General features: G+C 69.9%; 17 protein-coding genes and 1 tRNA gene. 16 read left to right on the top strand and 2 right to left on the bottom strand.

The genetic code is table 11. The features are described 5' to 3' along the window. Positions 1-138 precede the first annotated feature (138 nt). The 4 genes from ileS to ndk are packed head-to-tail and all read left to right on the top strand — an operon-like array spanning position 139 to position 5,718. Positions 139-3,540 (top strand): isoleucine--tRNA ligase, encoded by a 3,402-nt coding sequence (gene ileS / locus JNB50_RS20655; RefSeq protein ID WP_208042025.1) that lies wholly within the window; start codon positions 139-141, stop codon positions 3,538-3,540. Beyond that, positions 3,537-4,904: a folylpolyglutamate synthase/dihydrofolate synthase family protein gene (locus JNB50_RS20650; protein ID WP_208042024.1), complete on the top strand. Its 1,368-nt coding sequence runs from the start codon at positions 3,537-3,539 to the stop codon at positions 4,902-4,904. Before ileS ends, JNB50_RS20650 begins: the two co-directional genes overlap by 4 nt. Continuing rightward, positions 4,901-5,299: a DUF4233 domain-containing protein gene (locus JNB50_RS20645; protein WP_208042023.1), complete on the top strand. Its 399-nt coding sequence runs from the start codon at positions 4,901-4,903 to the stop codon at positions 5,297-5,299. Before JNB50_RS20650 ends, JNB50_RS20645 begins: the two co-directional genes overlap by 4 nt. Next, positions 5,296-5,718, top strand: a complete 423-nt coding sequence (gene ndk, locus JNB50_RS20640) for a nucleoside-diphosphate kinase (protein WP_208042022.1) — start codon at positions 5,296-5,298, stop codon at positions 5,716-5,718. The genes JNB50_RS20645 and ndk overlap by 4 nt, the downstream gene beginning before the upstream one ends. 67 nt (positions 5,719-5,785) lie before the next feature. On the opposite strand, the gene JNB50_RS20635 is transcribed toward ndk, so the two are convergent. Further along, positions 5,786-6,430 carry a vitamin K epoxide reductase family protein gene (locus tag JNB50_RS20635; RefSeq protein ID WP_307794817.1) on the bottom strand — a complete coding sequence of 215 codons (645 nt, stop codon included), beginning with the start codon at positions 6,428-6,430 and terminating at the stop codon, positions 5,786-5,788. 322 nt (positions 6,431-6,752) lie between these two features. Here JNB50_RS20635 and JNB50_RS20630 point away from each other — a divergent pair, with 322 nt between their 5' ends. Further along, on the top strand, positions 6,753-9,299 hold the full coding sequence (locus tag JNB50_RS20630) for an Rne/Rng family ribonuclease (protein WP_208042020.1): 2,547 nt from the start codon (positions 6,753-6,755) through the stop codon (positions 9,297-9,299). Positions 9,300-9,350: 51 nt separating this feature from the next. Here JNB50_RS20630 and JNB50_RS20625 read toward each other — a convergent pair whose 3' ends face one another. Continuing rightward, entirely contained in the window at positions 9,351-9,626 is a 276-nt protein-coding gene (locus tag JNB50_RS20625) for a DUF4031 domain-containing protein (RefSeq protein WP_208042019.1), read from the bottom strand. A gap of 258 nt (positions 9,627-9,884) precedes the next feature. On the opposite strand from JNB50_RS20625, the gene rplU reads away from it, so the two are divergent. The 11 genes from rplU to JNB50_RS20570 all read left to right on the top strand — a co-directional run bounded on the left by rplU (position 9,885) and on the right by JNB50_RS20570 (position 17,682). Further along, entirely contained in the window at positions 9,885-10,193 is a 309-nt protein-coding gene (gene rplU, locus JNB50_RS20620) for a 50S ribosomal protein L21 (RefSeq protein ID WP_055916382.1), read from the top strand. 31 nt (positions 10,194-10,224) lie between these two features. Continuing rightward, a complete protein-coding gene (gene rpmA / locus JNB50_RS20615) occupies positions 10,225-10,482 on the top strand; it encodes a 50S ribosomal protein L27 (RefSeq protein WP_055916380.1) in 258 nt (85 codons plus the stop codon). A gap of 80 nt (positions 10,483-10,562) precedes the next feature. Beyond that, the gene (obgE, locus tag JNB50_RS20610; RefSeq protein ID WP_243768764.1) at positions 10,563-12,143 is read left to right on the top strand and encodes a GTPase ObgE; all 1,581 of its coding nucleotides are present in this window, start codon (positions 10,563-10,565) and stop codon (positions 12,141-12,143) included. Then, the gene (gene proB, locus JNB50_RS20605; protein ID WP_208042018.1) at positions 12,140-12,973 is read left to right on the top strand and encodes a glutamate 5-kinase; all 834 of its coding nucleotides are present in this window, start codon (positions 12,140-12,142) and stop codon (positions 12,971-12,973) included. Before obgE ends, proB begins: the two co-directional genes overlap by 4 nt. A 9-nt stretch (positions 12,974-12,982) precedes the next feature. Continuing rightward, entirely contained in the window at positions 12,983-14,251 is a 1,269-nt protein-coding gene (locus tag JNB50_RS20600) for a glutamate-5-semialdehyde dehydrogenase (protein ID WP_208042017.1), read from the top strand. A 71-nt stretch (positions 14,252-14,322) separates the two neighbouring features. Beyond that, a complete protein-coding gene (locus tag JNB50_RS20595; RefSeq protein WP_208042016.1) occupies positions 14,323-14,559 on the top strand; it encodes a hypothetical protein in 237 nt (78 codons plus the stop codon). Between the two features lie 13 nt (positions 14,560-14,572). Next, the gene (nadD, locus tag JNB50_RS20590; protein ID WP_208042015.1) at positions 14,573-15,175 is read left to right on the top strand and encodes a nicotinate-nucleotide adenylyltransferase; all 603 of its coding nucleotides are present in this window, start codon (positions 14,573-14,575) and stop codon (positions 15,173-15,175) included. Then, positions 15,172-16,497 (top strand): hypothetical protein, encoded by a 1,326-nt coding sequence (locus JNB50_RS20585; protein ID WP_208042014.1) that lies wholly within the window; start codon positions 15,172-15,174, stop codon positions 16,495-16,497. Before nadD ends, JNB50_RS20585 begins: the two co-directional genes overlap by 4 nt. Positions 16,498-16,570: 73 nt before the next feature. Next, positions 16,571-16,945 carry a ribosome silencing factor gene (gene rsfS, locus JNB50_RS20580; protein ID WP_208042013.1) on the top strand — a complete coding sequence of 125 codons (375 nt, stop codon included), beginning with the start codon at positions 16,571-16,573 and terminating at the stop codon, positions 16,943-16,945. A 114-nt stretch (positions 16,946-17,059) separates the two neighbouring features. Beyond that, a tRNA-Ala gene (locus JNB50_RS20575) sits at positions 17,060-17,132 on the top strand. A gap of 133 nt (positions 17,133-17,265) precedes the next feature. Then, the gene (locus JNB50_RS20570) at positions 17,266-17,682 is read left to right on the top strand and encodes a hypothetical protein (protein ID WP_208042012.1); all 417 of its coding nucleotides are present in this window, start codon (positions 17,266-17,268) and stop codon (positions 17,680-17,682) included. Positions 17,683-17,690 lie beyond the last annotated feature (8 nt).

Genomic DNA, 17,690 nt, shown 5'->3' with positions numbered 1-17,690 from the left:
AACGGGGCAGGCCCGTCACAGCCGCAGACGAGAGGTTCCCTTCGGCGACGCAGCCGCTGGGGGCAAGCGGGGTGGTACCGCGGCGGGTGTGCGAACATCCGGCGTCCTCGTGCAGAGTCGAAAACTGCCAGGAGAGAGATGCCGTACCCCAAGTCAGCGCCGGACGGATCAGCGCCGGACGAAGCCGCCGAGCCCGGGCGCGAGCCGCGTCAGGACGTCACGCCGTCGCCGGTGTTCCCGGAGATCGAGACCGATGTGCTGGCGTTCTGGGCCGAAGACGGCACGTTCCGCGCGTCGGTCGACAACCGCGAGGGCGCTCCCGAGTGGGTCTTCTACGACGGCCCGCCGTTCGCGAACGGCCTCCCGCACTACGGCCACCTGCTCACCGGCTACGCGAAGGACGTCTTCCCGCGCTTCCAGACCATGCGCGGCAAGAAGGTGGAGCGGCGCTTCGGCTGGGACACCCACGGCCTCCCGGCTGAGCTGGAGGCGGAGCGGCAGCTCGGCATCACCGACAAGAGCCAGATCGAGGAGATGGGGCTCGCGGCCTTCAACCAGGCCGCGAAGGACTCCGTGCTTCGCTACACCCGCGAGTGGCAGGAGTACGTTACCCGCCAGGCGCGGTGGGTAGACTTCGACAACGACTACAAGACGTTGGACACCTCCTACATGGAGTCCGTGATCTGGGCGTTCAAGCAGCTCTACGACAAGGGCCTCGCCTACGAGGGCCACCGCGTGCTGCCGTACTGCTGGCGCGACCAGACCCCGCTGTCGAACCACGAGCTGCGCATGGACGACGACGTCTACAAGATGCGCCAGGACCAGACGGTCACGGTGACCTTCCCGCTCACCGGCGCGAAGGCGGAGGCTCTCGGGCTCACGGGCGTGCGCGCGCTCGCCTGGACGACCACGCCGTGGACGCTGCCGACCAACCTCGCACTGGTGGTCGGCCCCGACATCCGGTACGCGGTCGTTCCCGCCGGCCCGAACGGCGCGGCTGACGTGCACGGACGCACGGGTGGCCGGCACAGCGCCGGACTCGCGGAGGAGGACTCGCTGAGCGGCGAGTACCTGCTGGCCGTCGACCTCGTCGGCAACTACGCCAAGGACCTCGGTTACGAGTCGCCGGAGGCGGCCCGCGAGGCGATCAGCCGAACCGTCGTCGGCCGCGACCTGGAGGGCGTGACCTACGACCGGCTCTGGGACTACTACGCCGACACCGAGAAGTACGGCACGCAGAACGCCTGGCAGATCCTGGTCGACGACTACGTCACCACCGAAGACGGCACCGGCATCGTCCACCAGGCTCCCGCCTACGGCGAGGACGACCAGCGGGTCTGTGAAGCCGCCGGCATCCCCGTGATCATCTCGGTCGACGACGGAGCGCGTTTCCTCCCCGAGGTGCAGGACGTGGCCGGCCTGCAGGTCTTCGAGGCGAACAAGCCGCTCACCACGCTGCTGCGCGAGGAGGGCCGGCTGCTGCGCCAGGCGAGCTACGAGCACTCGTACCCGCACTGCTGGCGCTGCCGCAACCCGCTGATCTACAAGGCCGTCTCGAGCTGGTTCGTGCGTGTCACCGAGTTCCGCGACCGCATGGTGGAGCTCAACCAGGGCATCAACTGGGTGCCGGAGAACGTCAAGGACGGCCAGTTCGGAAAGTGGCTCGCGGGCGCCCGCGACTGGTCCGTGTCGCGCAACCGCTACTTCGGCTCGCCGATCCCGGTGTGGAAGAGCGACGATCCCGCGTACCCGCGTGTCGATGTCTACGGTTCGCTGGAGGAGCTCGAGCGCGACTTCGGGCGGCTGCCGGTCAACGCCGCGGGCGGCCCGGACCTCCACCGGCCGTTCATCGACGAGCTGACCCGCCCGAACCCCGACGACCCGTCCGGCCGTTCGACGATGCGACGCATCCCGGATGTGCTCGACGTGTGGTTCGACTCGGGGTCGATGCCGTTCGCCCAGGTGCACTACCCGTTCGAGAACCACGACTGGTTCGACAGCCACAACCCGGCGGACTTCATCGTCGAGTACATCGGCCAGACGCGCGGCTGGTTCTACCTGCTGCACACGCTCGGCACGGCGCTGTTCGACCGGCCCGCGTTCACGAACGTGATCTCGCACGGCATCGTGCTCGGCAGCGACGGCCAGAAGATGTCGAAGTCGCTGCGCAACTACCCCGACGTCAACGAGGTCTTCGACCGCGACGGCTCGGACGCGATGCGCTGGTTCCTGATGTCGAGCCCTGTGCTGCGAGGCGGCAACCTGGTCGTGACGGAGGAGGGCATCCGCGAGGGAGTCCGCCAGGTGCTGCTGCCGCTGTGGAGCACCTGGTACTTCTTCTCGCTGTACGCCAACGCCACAGGCTACGAGGCGAAGCACTCGACGGACTCGACCGACGTCCTCGACCGCTATCTGCTGGCGAAGACCCGCGATCTGGTGGAGGCGGTGACCGCCGACCTCGAGGGTCTCGACTCGACCCTCGCCTCCGCGAAGCTCCGGGACTTCGCCGACGTGCTGACCAACTGGTACGTGCGCCGTTCCCGCGACCGGTTCTGGACCGGCGTGACGGACGACGGCACGGGGACCGAGGCGTTCGACACCCTCTACACGGTCCTGGAGACCGTGACGCGGGTCGCCGCCCCGCTGCTGCCGCTGATCAGCGAGCGCATCTGGAAGGACCTGACCGGTGGACGCAGCGTCCACTTGACCGACTGGCCGGAGGCCGACGTCTTCCCCGCGGACGACGCGCTGGTCGACGCCATGGACCGCATCCGTGCGATCAGCTCGACCACGCTCTCGCTGCGCAAGCAGTCGGGGCGCCGGGTCCGGCTGCCGCTCGCCTCGCTGACGGTGGTCGCCGCCGACGCGGAGGCGCTGCGTCCGTTCGAGGCGATCCTGCGCGACGAGCTCAATGTCAAGGCCGTCGAGCTGGTCGAGCTCGCCGACGACAGCGCGGCCTCCTACGGCATCACCAGCCGGCTCACCGTCAACGCGCGGGCGGCCGGCCCGCGGCTCGGCAAGCAGGTGCAGCTGGTCATCCAGGCTGCACGCGCCGGTGACTGGTCGGAGCACGACGGAGTCGTTACCGTGGGCGGCGTGGAGCTGGTCGAGGGCGAGTACGAGCTGGTCCTGGAGACCGCGCAGACCGACGAGGAGGCCTCGTCGGCGCTGGCGCTGCTCCCGGGCGGCGGCTTCGTGCTGCTCGACACCGCCACCACGCCCGAGCTGGAGGCCGAGGGCCTGGCCCGCGACGTGATCCGCGCCGTGCAGGACACCCGCAAGGCGGCGGGCCTCGACGTGAGCGACCGGATCGAGCTGAACGTCGCCTTCGAGCACGACGACGACGTGCGGGCCATCGCACTCGCGGGCGACGCCGTGGACATCGCGGCCGAGACGCTGGCGCTCGAATTCGCGTTCGTGTCGACGGCTGATGCCCTCGATGACGACTCCGACGGCTTCGTCAAGGAGTTCGGCGCGGGACAGTTCGCGAACGCCGGCCGGTTCACGGTCGGTGTGACGAAGGTGGAGGACGCGCGATGACCGACGCCGACGAGCTGCACGACGAGGCTGAGGCCGTCTATCAGGCGCTGCTCTCCCGCATCGGCGAGGGTGCCCCCGAGCACCGGCTGGACGCCACGCGGCGGGCGGTCGAGCTGTTGGGCGATCCGCAGCGGGCCTACCCGATCATCCACATCACCGGCACCAACGGCAAGACGTCGACCAGCCGCATCGCCGAGAGCATCCTGCGGGCGTACGGCCTGCGCACCGGCCTGCTCACCAGCCCGCACCTCGTGCGGTTCAACGAGCGGATCATGATCGACGGCCAGCCGATCTCCGACGAGGCGCTCGTGCGCAACTGGGAGGACGTGCGTCCCTACCTCGAGATCGTCGATGCGGAGCTGGAGGAGCGGGGCGCCGCGCCGCTGACCTTCTTCGAGGCGTTGACGGCTCTCGCCTTCGCCGCGTTCGCCGACGCCCCCGTCGACGTCGCGGTGATCGAGGTCGGCATGGGCGGCGAGTGGGACTCGACCAACGTCGGCGACGGCCAGGTCGCTGTGTTCACGCCGATCTCGCTCGACCACACCCGACAGCTCGGCGACACGGTCCGCGAAATCGCGCGCACCAAGTCGGGGATCATCAAGCCGTCCGCCGACGTGGTCAGCTCCGCCCAGGTGCCGGAGGCCATGGCCGAGCTGGAGGAGGCGGCGCGGCTGACCGAGTCCACGCTAGCCGCCGCGCCGCGGGACTTCGACGTCGTCGACACCCGCGTCGCCGTCGGAGGCCAGCTCGTGACGGTGCGCGGTCGCGCGGCGACCTACGAAGACGTCTTCCTCCCGCTGTACGGCGATCACCAGGCGCAGAACGCCGCTGTGGCCGTCGCGGCGGTCGAGACGTTCCTGGGGCGCGGCAGCCAGCCGCTCAAGACCGACCTGGTCGAAGAGGGCTTCGCAACGGCGACCTCGCCCGGTCGGCTGCAACTGATCGGCGTCGAGCCGACCGTGCTGGTCGACGCGGCGCACAATCCCGCGGGGGCGGCCACGCTCGCCGACGCGATGCGCCGGTACTTCGACTTCGACGAGCTGACCTTCGTGTTCGGAAGCCTCGGCGACAAGGACGCGCGCGGCGTCGTCCGGGCGCTCGTTCCGGTCGCCACGCAGTTCTTCGTGACCGAGCCGGCGTCCGATCGTGCGCTGTCGGCCGAGGAGCTCGGCGACATCGTTCGAGACGAAGCCGGTGACGAGGCGACCATCGTCTACACGGACGCGCTCGACGCCCTGGAGGCGGCGCGCGAGTGGGCGGGCGAGGAACCGCGTCGCGCTGTGGTCGTCACCGGCTCGATCGTGCTCGTCGGTGCCGCCATGGCGTACGCCGAGGAGCAGGGCTGGAAGGACGCGACGGCGTGAGCGACCAGACCCCCGGGGCGGCCGACGAGCCCGCGACCCCTCCGCGCGCCCGGCGCCGACGGACGCTCCGCGAGAGTCTCGGCTCGATCGTGCTGGGCTTCGAGCTCATCGTCGTCTTCCTGGGGGCCCTCGTGCTCTTCGGGCTCAAGAGCCTGCCCGCGTGGATCGCGCTGGGCGGGGGAGCGGTGGTCGTCCTCCTGATGATCGCCGCCATCGGGCTGATGCGGAACCGCGCCGGCGTCGTCCTGGGCTGGATCGTTCAGCTCGTCGTCGTCGCAGCCGGATTCCTCGTGCCCGCCTTCTTCATCGTGGGGGCGATCTTCACGGCCATGTGGACCTACTGCATGATCGCCGCCTCCCGCATCGACCGGAACAACCGAACGGAGACCAGATGACCACCGCTGTCGAAGAGACCCTCGTCCTCGTCAAGCCCGACGGAGTCGCCCGCAACCTCACGGGCGAGATCCTGCGCCGCATCGAGGCCAAGGGGTACTCGCTCGTCGACGTGCGCATGCTGCAGGCCGACCGCGACCTCCTCGCGAAGCACTACGCCGAGCACGAGGGCAAGCCGTTCTACGAGCCCCTCGTCGAGTTCATGGAGTCCGGGCCGATCGTGGCCCTTCGGGTCGCGGGCAACCGCGTCATCGAGGGCTTCCGGTCGCTCGCCGGCGCGACGGATCCGACCACGGCCGCCCCGGGTACGATCCGCGGCGACCTGGCCCGTGACTGGGGCCTCAAGGTGCAGCAGAACCTGGTGCACGGCTCCGACTCGCCCGAGTCGGCGCAGCGCGAGCTCGCGCTCTGGTTCGACTGAGCGCAGGCAGACAGAGAGAGGGGCTCCCGACCAGCGGTCGGGAGCCCTTCCCCTTCTGTGTGGCGGATCAGACGAACGCGCGGTGGATCCAGTCGAGCTGGATCTGCGCCAGGATCGCCACGATGGCGTAACAGACGATCGTGATCAGCGGCACCCAGCCGTAGAGGGTTCCGAAGAGCTTCCGTGCGCGCTCCGGCACCGGGATGTTCCCCTCTTTCAGGTTGTAGAGCGTGACAGCCCAGAACGTGGGGATGGTGACGACCCAGGTGACCATGCACCACGGGCAGAGCACGTTGAGCACGGTGATCGACTGGGTGATCAGGAAGATGACGAGCGCGAGCGCGAGGACGACGCCGACGTTGAAGGCGATCCAGTACCAGCGAGCGAAGCGTCCGGCGGCGAACAGGCCGACGCCGACCGCGATGGTGGCCGTCCAGCCGCCGAGCCCGAGGATCGGGTTCGGGAACCCGAGCAGGGAGCCCTGCCACGAATTGAGGTTCTTGCCGCAACCGACGAGGACGTTGAAGTTGCAGGAGAGCTGCGCGTTCGCGTTCTCCAGGAGCGAGATCTTGTCGAGCGTGAGCATCCAGGCCGCCCACAGTCCGATGGCGCCGGCGACGATCAGGAAGATCGCGAGTGCGGTCGGCCGGCGGTAGGGCGCGGGTGCGAGGTCGGTCGTCGGAGCAGTGGGCGCAGTCTTCGAGGCAGGCACAGTCGGATTATGGCATGGCGCGACGCGGCACTTCTGTGAACGCGGGTCGCGCCGGCCTCTGGCCGTCGACATGCGATAATCATTGGATAAGTCGTCCCGACAGCATGTCGGTCGGCTCCAACAGAAGGCTTGAGGGCGCCAGGTGCGCCCGAATGAAACAGCCGGTCGCTCACGACAGGCACAAGACAAGTGAAAGCCGGACGGACGGTGCCACGAGCATCCGCCGCCCGATCAAGGATTACGGAGGGGGCCGCACGCGGCACCTCCGACGGAGAGTACCCGGCGAGCGGGTTGCCGCCGCCGGTCGAGGAGTGCACCAGCGATGGTGGAAAACGAGAATATCGACAACACGAACAGCAACGATCAGGGCTCAGGAGGACGCAGACGCCGCAGCATCTTCGGCGGCAGACGCGTCAGCCGACCCGCCGACACGGCGGAGACGCCGGTGTTCGCCGAGGAGCGCGAGGTCGCTGCGGAGCACGTCGCCGTCGAGCAGGCCGCGGCCGGCGTCGACGTCCAGGCGGAGGTCGCCGGGCCGACCGAGGAGGTACGGGAGGACGGCGCTGCCACGACGGCCGTGCCGGTCGACGCGGCTACCGCGTCAACCGACGGCCATGAGCCCCCCGCTCTACCCGAGCGCCACGGCGAGCAGGCGGAGGCCGCACCGGCGTACGTCCCCGGCCTCCCGCCGACCACGCTGCTGTTCCAGGCGCCCGACATCCTGCCGCTGCCGCCGCTTCCCGACGATGAGCCGACCGGGTCTGTCCGCCGCCGTTCGCGGCGTCGTGCGGGCGAGAACGGCCGCAACGAGGCGAACGACCCCGCGAACACCGTGGTCAAGGTGCGCACCCCGCGCGAGCCGGAACTGATCACCGAACCGCAGAAGGTCAAGGGCTCCACCCGGCTGGAGGCCAAGAAGCAGCGCCGCCGCGACGGCCGCGATGCCGGGCGTCGCCGCCCGGTCATCACCGAGGCCGAGTTCCTCGCCCGCCGCGAGTCGGTCGACCGCCAGATGGTCGTCCGTTCGAAGAGCGGCCGCATCCAGATCGGCGTCCTCGAAGACAAGGTGCTGGTCGAGCACTACGTGGCCCGCTCGCAGGAGGCCTCGCTCATCGGCAACGTCTACCTCGGTCGCGTGCAGAACGTGCTCCCGAGCATGGAGGCCGCCTTCGTCGACATCGGGCGCGGCCGCAACGCCGTGCTGTACTCCGGTGAAGTCGACTGGGACGCGGTCGAGACCGGCAACCAGCCGCGTCGCATCGAGCTGGCGCTCAAGGCGGGCGACCGCGTGCTGGTGCAGGTCACCAAGGACCCGGTCGGCCACAAGGGCGCTCGGCTGACGAGCCAGATCTCGCTGCCCGGCCGCTACCTGGTCTACGTGCCCAACGGCTCGATGAACGGAATCAGTCGCAAGCTGCCCGACACCGAGCGTTCGCGGCTCAAGAAGATCCTCAAGGAGGTGCTCCCCGAGAACGCCGGCGTCATCGTGCGCACGGCGGCGGAGGGCGCGACCGAGGAGCAGCTCACCCTCGATGTCACCAGGTTGACGGCGCAGTGGGCGGACATCAGCCGCCAGGTCGAGACGCAGCAGGCGCCCGCGCTCCTGCACAGCGAGCCGGACCTGCTCATCAAGATCATCCGCGACGTCTTCAACGAGGACTTCCAGAAGCTGGTCATCGCCGGAGACGACGCGCGCCAGACGATCGAGAGCTACCTGCGCCAGGTCGCCCCCGACCTGATCGACCGCGTCGAGGCCTACACCGGCGACCGCGACGCCTTCGACGAGTTCCGCATCACCGAGCAGATCGAGAAGGCGCTGGAGCGCAAGGTCTGGCTGCCCTCCGGCGGTTCCCTCGTGATCGACCGTACCGAGGCGATGACCGTCGTCGACGTGAACACGGGCAAGTTCGTGGGCTCCGGCGGCAACCTCGAGGAGACCGTCACCAAGAACAACCTGGAGGCCGCCGAGGAGATCGTCCGCCAGCTCCGGCTGCGCGACATCGGCGGCATCATCGTGGTCGACTTCATCGACATGGTGCTGGAGTCCAACCGCGACCTGGTGCTGCGCCGGCTCATCGAGTGCCTGAGCCGCGACCGGACCAAGCACCAGGTCGCCGAGGTCACCTCGCTCGGTCTCGTGCAGATGACCCGCAAGAAGCTCGGCCTCGGCCTCCTGGAGACCTTCAGCGAGGCCTGCGAGGTGTGCGCGGGACGCGGAGTCATCGTGCACCACGACCCGGTCGTGAAGCACCGGCAGCCGCAGCAGCAGCAGCCGCAGAACGAGCGCCGCCGCGGTCGCGGCGGCAACGGCGGAGGCCAGCCTGCGTCGAGCGCTCCGCACACGGGCAACGGTACGCACGCGATCACCGACGACGCCAAGAACGCGCTCGCGCAGATCGCGGCGTCCACGCTGCATCTGCACCACGAGGGCGACGGCGCGGCTGCTGGTGAGACGCAGCCCGCCGCCGCCGAAGCCGCAGAGGGCGCGCAGGCTGCCCCCGCGGCCGAGACGGCACCCAAGAAGCGTCGGCGCAAGAGCAAAAGCCAGCGCGACGAGCAGCGCACCGGCGCCCAGGAGGCGCAGGACGCGCCCGTGGACGCTTCCGAGCCGCCCGTGGCTGCGGACACCGCCGCAGAGCCCGAGCCGGCCGTGCACGTCGACCTCCCGCTGATCGACCTGCCCGCACCGGCCGAGCAGCGCGCGCAGACGCCCGCGCCGTCCGCCGTGGAGACCGAGCTCCTGCTCGACTCCGTGCTCGACGCCCTCCCGCATCCGAAGGCCGCCGGCCAGGGCCGCAGCCGCGGCCGTCGTGCCAGCACCGCGGTCATCACCGGCGGCGAGCTCGCGGGCGAGCAGCGCGACGCCTGAGTTCCCCACACGACCGCGTCCGTTCGCCACTCCGGTGGCGGCGGGCGCGGTCTAGTGGCGGCGGCCCCTGTCGCGGGCGCGCACGCGGAGCCCGCTCGCGATGAGCCGGGTCACCAGCTCCTTGCCGTCGACCGGCACCGCTCCCGCGGCGACGAGCTCGTCGTAGCGGCGGTCGGGGACGTCGTAGTGGTCGAGGTCGAAAGCGCGTGCGGGCACGTCCGCCGCGGCGGCGAAGGCGTGCAGCTCGTCGAGTGAGGAATCGCTGACCAGGTGCGACCACAACATGCCGTGGGCGGGCCATGCCGGGGGATCGATCAGGACCGTCATAGAATGATTGTAGGAACCGGCCCCGACCACGGTGCCGGACGGTCTCGATGCCCCCTCGCTGAATTGACGGGTCGTGCGGCGTCGGGTAAAGTTGACCGTTGGTGTGTGCCGGTAGGCCGGTACACTCTCGCGGTTTTCTGAGAGCCACCCGCCGCCATCGGCGGGCGCGAGCTCACCAGTAACTCCCTGAACAAACAAGAGCAGGACAGGTCCACGGCGTCGGTCGGGAACTGATCCCCGACGAAAAGGTACGTGAAAGTGGTTTACGCAGTTGTGCGCGCCGGTGGCCGGCAGGAGAAGGTCGAGGTCGGCACCATCGTGACGATGGACCGCATCAAGGCCGACAAGGACGGCAACGTCGAGCTGGCCGCCGTCCTGCTCGTCGACGGTGACAAGATCACCTCTGACGCGAAGTCCCTCGCCAAGGTGAAGGTGACCGCCGAGGTCCTCGGCGACCTGCGCGGCCCGAAGATCGTCATCCAGAAGTTCAAGAACAAGACCGGCTACAAGAAGCGCCAGGGCCACCGCCAGGAGCTCACGCGCGTCAAGATCACCGGCATCAAGTAGCCGACAGCGAACCTCTCGAGGAGAAGAAGACATGGCACACAAAAAGGGCGCGAGCTCCACTCGCAACGGTCGTGACTCGAACGCGCAGCGCCTCGGCGTGAAGCGCTTCGGCGGCCAGACCGTCAACGCCGGCGAGATCCTGGTCCGCCAGCGCGGCACGCACTTCCACCCGGGCGTCAACGTCGGCCGCGGTGGCGACGACACCCTGTTCGCCCTCGCGGCGGGCTCGGTGGAGTTCGGCAACAAGGGCGGCCGCAAGGTCGTCAACATCGTGGCCGTCGAGGCCTGAGCCTCACCCACGACTGCACTTCACGGATGGGCGGGCTTCGGCCCGCCCATCCGTCGTTTCACCCGATTTGAGGAGCACCCATGGCAACGTTCGTCGACCGCGTGACGCTTCACCTGCGCGCGGGCAACGGCGGGAACGGGTGTGTCTCGGTCCGTCGTGAGAAGTTCAAACCGCTCGCCGGTCCCGACGGCGGCAACGGCGGCAACGGCGGAGACATCGTGCTCGTCGCCGACCCGCAGGTCACGACCCTGCTGGGCTACCACCGCCACCCGCACCGCTCCAGCGAGAACGGTGGCTTCGGGATGGGCGACCACCGCAGCGGTCACACCGGAGGCGAGCTGGAGCTGCCCGTGCCCGTCGGCACCGTCGTCAAGTCCGCCGACGGCGAAGAGCTCGTGGACCTGACCGAACCGGGCATGCGTTTCGTCGCGGCCGCCGGCGGCCTCGGCGGCCTCGGCAACGCGGCCCTGGCGACGCCGAAGCGCAAGGCGCCCGGCTTCGCGCTGCTGGGCACCCCGGGCTGGGAGGGCGACGTCCTCCTCGAGCTGAAGACCGTCGCCGACGTCGCACTCGTCGGCTACCCCTCCGCGGGCAAGTCGAGTCTCATCGCCGCGCTCTCCGCCGCGAAGCCGAAGATCGCCGACTATCCCTTCACCACGTTGCACCCCAACCTCGGGGTCGTGCAGGCGGGCGATGTGCGGTACACCGTCGCCGACGTGCCCGGGCTCATCGAGGGCGCCAGCGAAGGCCGCGGCCTCGGGCTGGAGTTCCTCCGGCACGTCGAGCGCTGCTCCGCCCTGCTGCACGTGCTCGACTGCGCGACGCTGGAGCCCGGACGCGACCCGCTCAGCGATCTCGAAGTGATCCTCGGCGAACTCGCGGCGTACCCGGTTCCCGAGGGGCAGGTCCCGCTGCTCGACCGCCCTCAGCTCATCGCCCTGAACAAGATCGACGTGCCGGACGCCCGCGAGCTCGCCGACTTCGTCCGCCCGGACCTGGAGGCGCGCGGCTATCGCGTGTTCGAGATCTCCACGGTCAGCCACGAGGGCCTCCGCGCGCTGTCGTTCGCCCTCGGCGAGCTGGTCGAGGACGCCAGGAAGGCGGAGGCGGCGCAGGCGGAGGTACGCCCGCGCATCGTGATCCGGCCCAAGGCCGTCGACGACGCCGGCTTCACGGTGAAGGTCGAGGGCGGCTCCGACGGTCCCGTCTACCGCATCCTCGGAGCGAAGCCCGAACGCTGGGTGGCGCAGACCGACTTCGCCAACGACGAAGCCGTCGGCTACCTCGCCGACCGACTCGCCAAGCTCGGTGTCGAGGACCGCCTGTTCACGGCGGGCGCCGTCGCCGGCTCCACGGTCGTGATCGGCCGAGAGAACGGCGTCGTCTTCGACTGGGAGCCGACGCTGACCTCGACCGCCGAGCTGATGACCTCGCCGCGCGGCACGGACGCCCGCATCGACGCGAGCCACCGCCCCACCAGGGCGCAGCGCCGCGAGGACTACTTCGACCGGATGGACGGCAAGGCCGAGGCCCGCGCCGAGCTGCTCCGCGAGAAGGAGGCCGGCCTCTGGCAGGACGACGACTACGACGACTACGACGACTACGACGGTCAGGACTCCGCGGCGCGGAGCCAGGTGGAAGGCGAGACGGGCAGGGAATGACGATCGACGAGCGCGCCCAGGTCCCGACCGCCCGACGGATCGTCGTCAAGGTCGGCTCCTCCTCGATCAGCGGAGAGAACGCCGGGCAGATCGGCCCGCTCGTCGACGCCCTCGCCGAGGCGCACGGCCGCGGCACGCAGGTCATCCTGGTGTCGTCGGGGGCCATCGCGACCGGCATCCCGTACCTGGCGCTCGACGGTCGCCCGACCGACCTGGCGACCCAGCAGGCCGCGGCGGCCGTCGGCCAAAACGTCCTCATCTACCGCTACCAGGACAGCCTCGACCGCTACGAGATCGTGGCGGGGCAGGTGCTCCTGACGGCGGGGGACATGGAGAACCCGACCCACCGCAGCAATGCGAAGCGGGCGATGGAGCGGCTGCTCGACCTGCGCATCCTTCCCATCGTGAACGAGAACGACACCGTCGCGACGCACGAGATCCGTTTCGGCGACAACGACCGGCTCGCGGCGCTCGTGGCGCTGCTGGTGGAGGCCGACCTGCTCGTGCTCCTCTCCGACGTCGACGCGCTCTACACGAAGCCGCCGCAGGAGGAGGGCGCAGAGCGCATCGGCGTGGTCGGCTGGGGCGACGAGCTCGCCGGGGTGGAGATCGGTTCGACCGGCCTCTCCGGCGTCGGCACCGGCGGCGCGCTCACCAAGGTGTCCGCCGCGCGCCAGGCGGCCGAGCGAGGCACGGCCGTCATCCTCACGGCCACGGCGCTCGTCGCCGACGCACTGCGCGGCGAGACCGTCGGCACGTGGTTCGCGCCGGCGCCGAGCACGGACGATGCCGGTGACGACGCCGAGGTCGTCGCCGACGCCACGGCCTAGACTTGACCCATGTCTTCGACCACAGCCGTCCCGGTCTCGCTCGCCGATCGCCTCACCGCGGCCAAGGCCTCCTCTCTGGCGCTGGCCACGGCGACCACGGAGCAGAAGAACACGGCCCTGCGCGCCATCGCCGCCGGCGTCCTGGCCGCCCAGCAGAGCATCCTCGCCGCCAACGAACTCGACCTGGCGAACGGCCGTGAGAACGGCCTCTCGACGGGACTCCTCGACCGGCTGACGCTCACGCCGGCGCGGCTCCAGGGGCTCGCCGACGCGGTGAACGAGGTCGTCGGGCTGACCGACCCGGTCGGACAGGTGGTGCGCGGCGGCGACCTCCCGAACGGCGTCAAGATCGCCCAGACGCGCGTGCCGTTCGGCGTCGTCGGCGCCATCTACGAGGCGCGGCCCAACGTGACGATCGACATCGCCTCGCTCGCGATCAAGAGCGGCAACTCCGTCGTCCTGCGCGGCGGCACGGCGGCTCTCAACACGAACCGGGTGCTCGTGGACGTCGTCCGGGAGGCCCTCGTAAGCGTCGGTCTGCCGGCCGACGCGGCGCAGACCATCGACGAGTTCGGGCGCGACGGCGCGAACGAGCTGATGCGGGCGCGCGGGCTGGTCGACGTCCTGATCCCGCGGGGGAGCGCCGAGCTGATCCAGGCGGTCGTCTCGCAGTCGAGCGTTCCGGTCATCGAGACCGGCGCAGGCGTCGTGCACATCGTCCTCGACGAGAGCGCGCGCGAAGACTGGGCAGTGGACATCGTCCGCAATGCGAAGGTCCAGCGCCCGAGCGTGTGCAACGCGGTCGAGACGCTGCTCGTGCACCGGGCCGCGGCCGAGCGGCTGCTTCCCGCCGTGCTCGGCTCGCTCGCGGCCGCCGGGGTCACCATCCATGCTGACGAGACCGCCTTGCCGTACGCACCGGGAGGCGTGCCCGTGACGGACGAGGACTACGCCACCGAGCACATGAGCCTCGACATCTCCGTGCGCGTCGTCGACGACCTCGACGACGCGATCGCGCACATCCGCCGCTACTCCACGCAGCACACCGAAGCGATCATCACCAACGATCTCGGCAACGCCGAGCGCTTCCTCGCCGAGGTCGATTCGGCGGTCGTGATGGTCAATGCATCGACGCGGTTCACCGACGGCGGGGAGTTCGGGTTCGGCGCTGAGGTCGGCATCTCCACACAGAAACTTCACGCACGCGGTCCGATGGGGTTGCCGGAGCTGACGAGCACCAAGTGGATCGTCCGCGGGTCCGGGCAGATCCGCGGGTGACCGACCACTAGACTGAACAACGGCCACGCGCCACAGCGCCTTCATCACAGCGCCCGAAAGGAACACCACCGATGTCCCACGTGACGAACATCCTCGCCGCAGCGGAGACCCACGTCGAGCTGCCCATGCCCACCTGGGCCTACGGCGTGATCGCCATCGTCATCTTCCTGGCGCTGCTCGTCGTCCTCATGAGCTACCGCGACGTGGCGAACCGCCACAGTCACCGCTCCGCGGCCGACGCCGCGTCGCACGCGGGTGCGCCGGGCGCCACGCACCACGGCACCGGTCACCAGACCCAGGGGCACTGAGCCGCCTCCCGGCATGGAGCTGACCGAGAAGAGCCGCCCGCGCATCGGCGTGATGGGCGGGACCTTCGACCCGATCCATCACGGCCACCTGGTCGCCGCGAGCGAGGTCGCGCAGTCGTTCGACCTCGATGAGGTCGTGTTCGTCCCGACCGGGCAGCCCTGGCAGAAGGGCGAGGTCACCCCCGCCGAGCACCGCTACCTCATGACGGTCATCGCGACGGCGTCCAACCCGCGGTTCACGGTGAGCCGGGTCGACGTCGACCGCGTCGGACCGACGTACACGATCGACACACTGCGCGATCTGCGGGAGGAACGCCCGGAGGCGGAGCTGTTCTTCATCACCGGCGCGGACGCCATCGCGCAGATCCTCAGCTGGCGCGACATCGACGAACTCTGGAAGCTCGCGCATTTCGTGGCTGTGAGTCGTCCGGGACATGACCTCAATATTTCTGGATTGCCGAAACAAGACGTAAGCTTGTTGGAAGTTCCGGCCCTGGCGATCTCGTCCACCGACTGCCGGAGCCGGGTGAGCAGGGGATTCCCCGTCTGGTACCTCGTCCCCGACGGGGTGGTCCAGTACATCTCCAAACATCACTTGTATCGGAGCGTGGCATGACGTTGTGGCCTGAAGAGCCAGCGGAAGCGAGCCAGCCGCCGCAGACACGGCGACAGGCCAGAGAGAACGAGCGCACCGCCGCGCGTCAAGCGGCGCGCCGCGCCGGCACCTCCGAAGCGACCCCTGCCGGTGTCATCCCCGAGACCACGGCGACCCCGGGCGCGGCGCCGACAGCTGAACGCCCGGCCGCCGACGACGACCAGTCGCCCGCCATCCCCGCCTCGGCGTTCGCCGAGCCCGGCGTCACTCCGCCCTCCGGTGCCGGCAGCTTCGACAGCCTCCTCTTCAGCGTTCCGCAGCGTTCCGACGCGGATGCCGCTTCCGACGCATCGGCGTTCGACCTGTTCCGGCAGGCTCCGGATGCGTCGAAGCCCGAGCCGGTCACACAGCCGATGACCGTCGTCACCGCTCCGGCGGCGGCGGCCTCCGCGGCACCGGCCCCGCAGGAGATCGTGTTCCCCTCCGGCGACGCGTCGTCGGCAGAGACCGGGGGATCGACCGGCGAGCGCACGCTGACCCGTCGCGAGATGCGCGCGATGCTGCAGGCGCAGGCGGCGAACCAGCAGGCGAATCACGCGCCGGCGATCGCCGATCCGGTCTTCCCGGTGACGTTCACCCACGACGCCGACGCGGAGACCGCCGACCCGCAGGCCGCCCCGGTGGCGGCTCCGGTCAGCGCCCGCCAGGCCGGGCAGGCGCCCGACACCGAGGTGAGCTCGTCCCCGACGTCCGCCTTCACCGCGTTCGGAGCACCGACGACCGCGACGCCCGTCGCCGCCGCCGCTCCGGCTCAGTCCGGGCAGCTCGACGCGGACGACGAGGACGTCGCCGGGCAGGAGCGCCGCCCGTTCACGCCGCCGACCGGCCACTGGTCGACCGCGGCCGAGCTCGAAGACGAATCCGAGCCGATCACGTCCCGCAACGTCGGGCACTCGACGGCCGCCACCACGACCAACGCGCTCATCCTCCCGTCGCTTCCGCAGGCCGACGCGACCGGGCCGCTGACGAGCACGGGCGAGATCCTCGTCACGGGCTCGATCGACCTCCCGCGCACCCTCGGCGCCACGGGCGCCCACGATCGCATCGACTCGTCCGACATCGACCGTCTGCTCGACGGTGAGGAGAACGAGTTCAACACGTCTGAGGTCGCTCCGGTTCGCGCGTCGCGCGCCATCAGCACCCACACGTCGACGCGCGGAGTGATCGCACCTCCCAAGAAGCGCGGCAACACGCTTCCCGTCGTTCTCATGGTCACCGCCGGTGTCCTCGCCGTCGGCGTGATCGGGCTCCTGATCGCGGCGTACGTGCTCAACGTGTTCTGATGACGCGTTTCCCCCTGACTCTTCCGGCGTCGCCTCGATCGATGGCGCCATTCCCAATCGTGAAGGACTCTCTGTGACCGCCTCCCCGCATGCCCGGGACATCCTGCAGATCGCGGCAGCCGCCGCCGACGCGAAGGGGGGCATCGACCTCGTCGCGCTCGACGTGTCCGGTCCACTGCCGCTGACGGACGCGTTCCTGCTGGTGTCCGGCTCGGTGGAGCGCAACGTCATCGCGATCGCGTCCGAGGTCGAGGACCGCCTCAACGACGCCGGCGTGCGCACCCTGCGCCGCGAGGGCAAGGCCGAGGGTCGCTGGATCCTCCTCGACTTCGGAGACCTGGTCGTCCACGTCTTCCACGAAGAGGACCGCATGTACTACGCCCTCGAGCGGCTCTGGAAGGACTGCCCGGTGCTTCCGCTGGAGCTCCCGGTCCACAGCGCGGAGTAGCCCCGCGCTGCCACACGCCCGGGCTGCGCGCTCGATTTTCATTGCGCGGGCCGCGTGTAGTACGCTGAATGAGTTGTCCGGGGAGCCTCGGGGAACAGAAAGTCAAGTGAATACGGGTCTGTGGCGCAGCTGGTAGCGCACCTGCATGGCATGCAGGGGGTCAGGGGTTCGAGTCCCCTCAGATCCACCGAGAGCCCCGGGAAACCGGGGCTTTTTGCTGTCCCTGCGACGTTTGCAGCGGCCCGGACCGGGTGCGACGGGTACTCTCACGACAGGGCTGGTCTCAGCACAGGGCTAGTCTCACCACAGGGGGTGAGCCGATGCGGGTTCGCGAGTGGACTGCAACGCTGGGGGTCGTCGTGGCCTTTGCCGCTCTTCTGACCGGCTGCGGCATTGTCGAGGTCGGTCCGCAGAAGTGTTTCCCGTCCCGTATCCACGTCGCTCCCGGCACCGCGGCTCCGGGCGAGACGATCACGGTCAGCAGCGAGGCCGCGGACTGCGACCTCGGGTACCGGGAGGGGCACACCTACTCGGTCGCGGTGATCGCACCGCATCACCGGTCGCCAGAGTCCGTCGTGCCTGTCGATGGCGCCGGACGGTTCTCGGCGGAGCTGACCATTCCCGCCGATTTCCCCTCGGGCGACGCCTGGGTCGTCGTCGAGGGCAGCCCCTACGACCACTGCGACGACACACACGGGTCGTGCGCCGGATACACGACGGCACTCACGATCCGCTGAGTCGGCGC

The sequence above is a fragment of the Leifsonia sp. TF02-11 genome (assembly GCF_017565305.1).
In the GTDB taxonomy this organism is placed as follows: domain Bacteria; phylum Actinomycetota; class Actinomycetes; order Actinomycetales; family Microbacteriaceae; genus Leifsonia.
Note: the sequence above shows the minus strand (reverse complement) of the source record. Positions and strands in the feature narration are given on the sequence as shown.